Here is a 6,698-nt window from a genome sequence, read left to right on the forward strand (position 1 = left end):
GCAGGAAAGAGCAGCGCTTGTCGGCGGTGGCTTCGCGGCCCTTCGCAACCAACCCGCTCCAACCCATCCTGGAGACAGCCGCCGTCAGCGCACTAGCGCCACCTTCTGGCTCACCACCGATACATCTGTGCGCAGGCGCAAAAGGTACAACCCGCTGGGGGCAGGAAGACCTTCGGCACGGCCATCCCACCGCGCCTCCCTCCATTCGCCCGACCCACGCCCCTGCCACACTACAGCTACTGTGCGGCCTAAGGCGTCCACCACCTCCAGCACGCCCTCAGCATCGGCAGGTACACACAGCGGGATAGTCACTGACGTGTTAAACGGATTGGGGTAGGCCGACCGCAAGGCCAGGCCCCGAGGGGCCGCCCACGGACGTTCCGGCTCCACCCCAGTGCTGCTCACCCGCGCCGTCGCATACCAGACCACCTCTCGCCCCGACGGATACACCGCCGAATAGGACAGGTGGACCACATCGCTCACCGGGTCAATCCTCCCGCGAGGAGTGGAGATGTCCACGGCACTATCAGGTGCAAATAGAAACGGGCCAGACCACGAGTGGCCGTCAAACACACTATAACAGCACCTCATTTGGCCCTGGAAGAATCTCCCTTCTTGCCAAAAGACTACCAGGAAAGAACGACTTCCTGACACCAGCTCTGGCTCAAGGATTATCTCCGACGGCTGCGAAGCAGCAAGGAGGACTGTGGGGCTCCATTTTTCCCCATCCTTGCTGCTGGCCGCCACCAAACGATCCGCAAAAAGCCCCTGCGCTGAACTCTCCAGCCACACCAAGACGCGCAGCGTGCCCAGCACCGCCACCTTCGGCTTGTACACGCGCGGGCGGAATTCCGGCACCTTCTGCATCAGCCACGTTCCGCCCCCATCAGGGGAGACAAGATAACCGAGGCTTGACCCTGCCTGGCCCGGCAGGTGCACGGTCTGCTTGCCCTCGCAGGCCATGCCGCCCGTGTCGTCCCAATACCAGGCCCAACGGAACGGGAGGGAGACGAACGGGCCTCCCTCCTCCTTCTTGAAAATGCGGAAACCCCAGTTGTAGCCCACCCTACCTTCTCTTGCCGCAACGTACAAGGCCCTTGACGTCCAAGCTGCGGCCAGCGGAATGACTTGGGAGCTATCGAGCAGGGTGTACGGCTGGGGCGTGCCACCGGGCACACAGAGGGCCACTCTCAGGGGCATGTTCTCCTGCACGTCGCGCTCTATCCAGAGGAGCAAGACGTCTCTGCCGGCCATCGCGAGACGATGTTGGTAGACAAAGTTGACACAGCTGGTGACAAGTATAGGACCCTCCCACGCGTTTCCACTCCTCACCATCCATGCGAGAGCACAATTGGGCAGACCCTCCGGGCAATCCCCGTGCAGGAGGAAAGAGACATACACCCTCCCTGACAGGTCCCTCACCAGGTCTGTCACCCCATAACTGCCGCCTTCTGTCACCACCTCCATGTTCTCCAGGGCAAGCATCTCTTGGCTCAACACGGGCCGCGATGGCTCGGACCCGCATTCCACGGCCAAGCTTGGTGAAACGAGTGCCCCCCAGCCACCCAGGAGTGCGGCAGCGAGAAACCGTACCCGTTTCTCCCTGCAGACGCCGGCGAGATACACGTTTTCGCCCCTCCAGCTCTGACGCAGCACCCCGTAGGCGCTGCCTTGTCCTCACTTCCTCGCGATGCAGGCCGTGGTATGCGGGTACCACGTATGCTTATGATCTACCACGAACGTGTGGTCGCTCGAGTAGCACACCTCCTGCCACGGGGGACACCAATTATAGGCAGCAGAGGTATACGCGCGAGGAGAGTTCCGCCTATAGTCCTCCTGCTTCAGCGTTAACCAATCGATCCGCAGCTCCGAGCTCAGCCCTATCTCCGGTATTGCCGTCTCTGCCTCTGAGATCCCGTAGCCACTCATGTACCATGACTTCCCGTCCCACACCGGCTCGTTCACATGAGAAATCGCCACGCACCACACACCCCCCACGTCTCGCTCCTGCCGATCCTCCGCGTCGGCCAAGAGCAGGGCCGCCGGCACCAGCACAAGCAGTGCCAGCCACGCCCTTTTGCAACAAGCTCGCACCGTGCCCATGGCTTCACCCTCCTCACCATAGTGCACACCGCCTCCTGTCCCCACGCCACCTCCCCGCCAACTCTCCTGGTACGGTTGTAATATAAAAAAAAAAAAGACCCCTTGTCAAGGGCCATTTTGCTCTGGGAGGTGACAATGACGCCGAGGGGCCTTCGCAGGAAGGCACCTACTTCGCCTGCCTGCCCTCAGGCTATGAAGCTCAGCGGGGGCCCAGCTGTCTCTCTATCGCCGCGCGCAGCTCATGCTCAGAAGGGATAATGCTCACAAACTCCGGCACGCCATTGATGAGGAGAGAGGGCAACTTGCTCACCCCCAGCTTCCTCACCCGCTCCATCCCCTCGCGCGTCTTGATCAGGGTTTCCCGCCACTCGATCCGCCCAGGGTAGTGCACCACTACCCTTTTCACCGCCTCCACCATGTACTGGCAGGGGCTGCAGGCACGTGAGTCAAGGGTCAGCACTTCGATGAAGACTTTCTCGGCCATAGCTTCTTCCTTCATGGACGAAACTCACGCACGGCACGGGTGATCGCCTGCACGTTTGCGGGCGGAGTTGCAAACGGGACATCGCATCCTGGACAAAGGAAAAATCCGAGCGGCCCCGCTCGCCGCATGCATTTCACAGCCTCCTGGTAGTTCTCTTCAGGCGTGCCGAACAGCATCACCGAGGCGAGGGGCAAATTGCCCGCAAAGGCAACCCCGTGCCGCTCGGCAACCTGCCGCGCGTAGGCAATGTCCACATTCTCGTCCACGCCGAAGAAGTGAGCACCAAGGGTCGCCATCTGTTCCAGGTTGCGCGTGGCGTCTCCGCAGGCAAAGAACCCGGACTTTATGCCGCTCGCATGGATAACCTCGAGCGCTGGCCGCACGAAAGGCGTCACAAACTCAGCGAAATGCGCCGCCGAAATCTGTGAGGTGAGCGAATCCACTACCGTGATCACGTCCACCCCTGTCTTCGCATAATACTCGGCAGTCCGGGCGCACACCTGGCTGGCAAAGGCCAACACCTCCTTGGCGTAAGCCGGCTCGTCCACCAAGTCGGTGAAGATGCGCACCCCAGCCAGATGCAGTGTGAGGGTAAAGGGCCCGGTGATGAGGGCAAAGACTGCCATGTCTTGGCCCAGTTCCGCCACGACACGTCGCGCTGCCTCCAGGGCCAGCGGATAGCGCCCTTGGTCTGATTGCGGCACTCGCAGCGCGGCCAAATCTCCATTTTCCAGTGGGTGAGAGGAGACAGCGGGCGGATTATCCTCCGCCCATGCCAGCGTGCAACCCAGGGCTTCGGCCTCGAGCTGCACGTCAAAGAGCACGGGTAGGCCATCGGGTTGGTATAGTTCATATGCCTTCCGCACCCCCTGCACCAGGGTATCCACCTCCGTGAACAGCCGCCGCGCGCTCACCCCCAGCAGCGAGGCGGCATGCACTCCCACCCACGGCACCCAGGGAACGCGGTCCACAGGATGGCGTTCCAGGGCAGCCAACAGCCGTTCCTTTCCGGTCATCGTCCCTCCACACGTGCATTTACCCAACTGGCGGCAACAGGCGAGCCGGGAAGCCACGCCCGCGTCATGACGACCAGCTCCAGCTCGCGCACGCCGAGAATCGGTACGCGCACTTCTACGGGCCGAGAGCTGGCGGTCATGACCCCGCTGACGAAAAGCTCTTCGCCGTCTCCGTACACGGCACACTGCACCGCCCCGTGTGGCTTCCGGGGCGGGCCACCCAGCTCCTTAGGCATCACGTCCACGCAAAGCGATGCCGCGAATTCCTGCCATGCGCCATCTAAGCGAAACCGCACCCGGGAGTGGGGATAGACGCCAATCCCTTTGCGCGCGCCGCCTGCGAGCGCCGTGCCCCAGAAGGTTCGGTCGCGCTCCGGTTGACCAATCCACTGGTCCACATAGTCCGGTTCCACGTCGCTCAGGTACAAACTGCCGGGTGCAGCACTCTGCGCCTGTGACTCGGCAAAGGTCCGCGGCACAACCCTTGCGCGCAGTTCCTCATCCCCAGCCCACTGATAAGCAGGGTTAAGCTGCCAATCGTGATCGAAAAAGCCACAAAGCAAGGGCGTGCCGTCCACGCCATAGTTGCCTTGCACGAAGTGACGGCCCAGCGTCCGCTCGTCAAAGATGACAAAGTCGAACTCTGTCCCGATGCGCCTTGTGATGCCTGCAGTTCCGCGCCAGCTCACCCCGCCCATGACCACCACGTAGCGCCGCTCGTTGAGCGGGTTTGGGTAGACGAACACTGCTCCAACGTGCTCGCCCAAGAACTTTTTGCCACCTACCTGCACACCCCTGCGGGAGAACTGGATGGGGAGATCCCCATTCACCCGTTCGGTGATAAGGTTGCAGTACGGCCCCCCGATGAGAATCAGGTTGAAGCTGTCCACGTCCGCCTTGGTGACCTGCCGGTCCGCTTTGACCCGACATTCGGCATGCTGCCAACGCCGCCATTGCTGTGCTAGGGTCTCCGCTTCAGCCAGTGTCGTAGCATTCTCTCGTTGCCGTCCCGATGTGCCGTAGACGATCATGAATGGCCCGTTGAACACATCCGAGATCGGACCGGCCAGGCCCGGGCGTTTGACCATCCCTTGCTCCGAAATGCCGGAACCGGTCACCCATTGACGATCGCTCCCCCGGGTAAAACACAGCTCGTCCCGGAACGGCAAGTCACCACGATAGGCCACCTGGCCGTCCACCACGATGCGAAGCGTCTCCGCCGTGCAATGCACGCGTGGCACGGTCAGCCTGAAGCGACTCACGTTCGCCGTGCGCACCACGATCTTGTCTGCGCCCTCGACTTCGGCGTCAATCCAGGCAAAGTCAAGCAGGTTTTCAAATCGGTCAATGCGCACCCAATACGCTCCCGGATGATGTAAGTCACCGGTCTTGTAAGTGACGCGCCGCGGCCACGGGACTCGCACTTGTTCGGCCAACCACGCGTACTTGGCCCTCTCCATCTCCGAGGGGAATCCACCGTGTGCCGCCTGCGCATACTCTTCATACACTACCGGGTAGCCAAGTTCGCGGAGGCGGGCGACCATCGCCCGGCTCTGTGCGACGGGCACCACGTCATCGTTTGCGCCGTGCACGCAGCGCATGGCCACACAGCGGCCGTTCTCGGCGTAGGCAAGCGCACTACGCCTGGCGATGAGAAATCTTCGCAGGTGTGGCGCGGTGGCAGAATCTATTCCCAGCCAGAAGGCATAGTCGGTGGGACCCATGACCGGTGCTATGGCGGCAAAGCGGTCCGGGTGCCGCAAGCCGATGTACCATGTGCCAGCGCCGCCCATGGAACCGCCAGTGAGGTAGATCCGGTCTTGGTCGACACAGTACAGCCGCTCCACTTCCGCCAACACCTCCAGGACATCCCGTTCGCCCATGTCCTGGTACATGGTATTGCCCCGTCCGTATGGCTGCACGAGGATGAAGCGTCCCTCCTCGGTCGCTTCAGGAATAAAGCCCTGCAAGAACGGGTTGTCGCGCCAGTCGGCGAAGCTGGGGTCGTAGCCGTGGAGGTTAACCACCACCGGGTACGGTTTCTGCCCGTCGTATCCCGGCGGCACGTGCACTGCGTAGCCCTGCGCGCTGCCGTCGATGGGCGAGTAATAGCCGCGCAGGAAGGTGCCGACGGCGTGGGCCCAGGGATTTGCGCCGCGTTCCAAAGCACCGAGTAAGGTCCGGGCCTGCTCCAGCAGCGCCGTCGCATGTCCCAACTGGCCGCGCCAGAGCCGGGGGACTCTCACCTGTTCCATCAGCCGCTCCAAGGGCACCAAGTGAACCTCGAGGTTCGCCCAGTCGTTAACGTGCAGACCGCCCTGGCCCCGGAGGCGCCCCTGTTGGGCAAGCTTTTTGATCGCCTCCACTTCTTGCTGCACGGCCTGATAGCTGGTGCGTACCACCTCGAAGTGAGTCTTCGCACATGCGGAGCCTGCCCGCGCCACTGCTGCAAAAACTCCGTCAGGCAAAGAGTCCGGGTCAAACTGGAGTTGCCCGGTTGCGAATGCCTCGTTGGTGCAAACACCCGCACAGCGCGCCGACCAGACAACGCGGCCGGTACTGTCTTCAATCGCCGCGTGCAATGAGTCACCGCCAGGGCCGCCATAAGCGGGGCCGAGCGCCCAGAAGCGCAGGTACCCTGTTTCGCTTCCCACGTAGACCTGTTGGTCCGGCTTGACCACGAGGCCGGGCCCTGCCGGCGGGCCACCGACGAGGCCATCATGAGCCAAGGTGTGCCACAGCAGCTGCAGGTTGTTCCGCAAAATCTCGTGTCCTGGAGCTAGCGCGTGCGCCTTCTCGGCCCATTGCAGGGCAGTGGAGAGGTCCCCCTTTTCTGCGGCAACGATGCAGAGGTTGTTGTAGGCGGCCCATGTGGGGGATGCACCTTTCAGCTCCCGCTTCAGGAGCTGCTCAGCCGCCCAGAGTCGCCCCCGCTTGAACTCCTGCTGTGCCTTCCGCGAAGTCTCGGTTCTTGCCCACTGCCAAAGCGAGGAAGGAGGGACCGCCGACTGCACAGAAAAGTCGTCGATCGCGGTATAGGCGCCACCAGCCTGTTGGCTGTTCAGCGTCATGCCCAGCTGGGTGGCCGGAAGAGG

General features: G+C 62.4%; 5 protein-coding genes. All 5 read right to left on the reverse strand.

The genetic code is table 11. The features are described from left to right. Nucleotides 1-84: 84 nt before the first annotated feature. The gene (locus ONB25_14990; protein ID MDZ7394191.1) at nucleotides 85-1,626 is read right to left on the reverse strand and encodes a T9SS type A sorting domain-containing protein; all 1,542 of its coding nucleotides are present in this window, start codon (nucleotides 1,624-1,626) and stop codon (nucleotides 85-87) included. 51 nt (nucleotides 1,627-1,677) lie between these two features. Then, the gene (locus ONB25_14995) at nucleotides 1,678-2,130 is read right to left on the reverse strand and encodes a hypothetical protein (GenBank protein ID MDZ7394192.1); all 453 of its coding nucleotides are present in this window, start codon (nucleotides 2,128-2,130) and stop codon (nucleotides 1,678-1,680) included. A gap of 172 nt (nucleotides 2,131-2,302) precedes the next feature. Continuing rightward, nucleotides 2,303-2,602 carry a thioredoxin family protein gene (locus ONB25_15000; GenBank protein ID MDZ7394193.1) on the reverse strand — a complete coding sequence of 100 codons (300 nt, stop codon included), beginning with the start codon at nucleotides 2,600-2,602 and terminating at the stop codon, nucleotides 2,303-2,305. Beyond that, nucleotides 2,599-3,603: a uroporphyrinogen decarboxylase family protein gene (locus ONB25_15005; protein MDZ7394194.1), complete on the reverse strand. Its 1,005-nt coding sequence runs from the start codon at nucleotides 3,601-3,603 to the stop codon at nucleotides 2,599-2,601. The genes ONB25_15000 and ONB25_15005 overlap by 4 nt, the downstream gene beginning before the upstream one ends. Beyond that, the coding region (locus ONB25_15010) for an NPCBM/NEW2 domain-containing protein (GenBank protein ID MDZ7394195.1) at nucleotides 3,600-6,698 on the reverse strand (3,099 nt) is incomplete at its 5' end. The genes ONB25_15005 and ONB25_15010, both read right to left, overlap by 4 nt.

It is taken from the genome of candidate division KSB1 bacterium (genome assembly GCA_034506335.1).
Taxonomy (GTDB): domain Bacteria; phylum Zhuqueibacterota; class Zhuqueibacteria; order JANLFK01; family Oleimicrobiaceae; genus Oleimicrobium.

Bases quoted from the DNA above. Each gene is read 5' to 3' on its own strand.
- ONB25_15005 (MDZ7394194.1), bottom strand. From the start codon at position 3,603: ATGACCGGAAAGGAACGGCTGTTGGCTGCCCTGGAACGCCATCCTGTG.
- ONB25_15000 (MDZ7394193.1), bottom strand. From the start codon at position 2,602: ATGAAGGAAGAAGCTATGGCCGAGAAAGTCTTCATCGAAGTGCTGACC.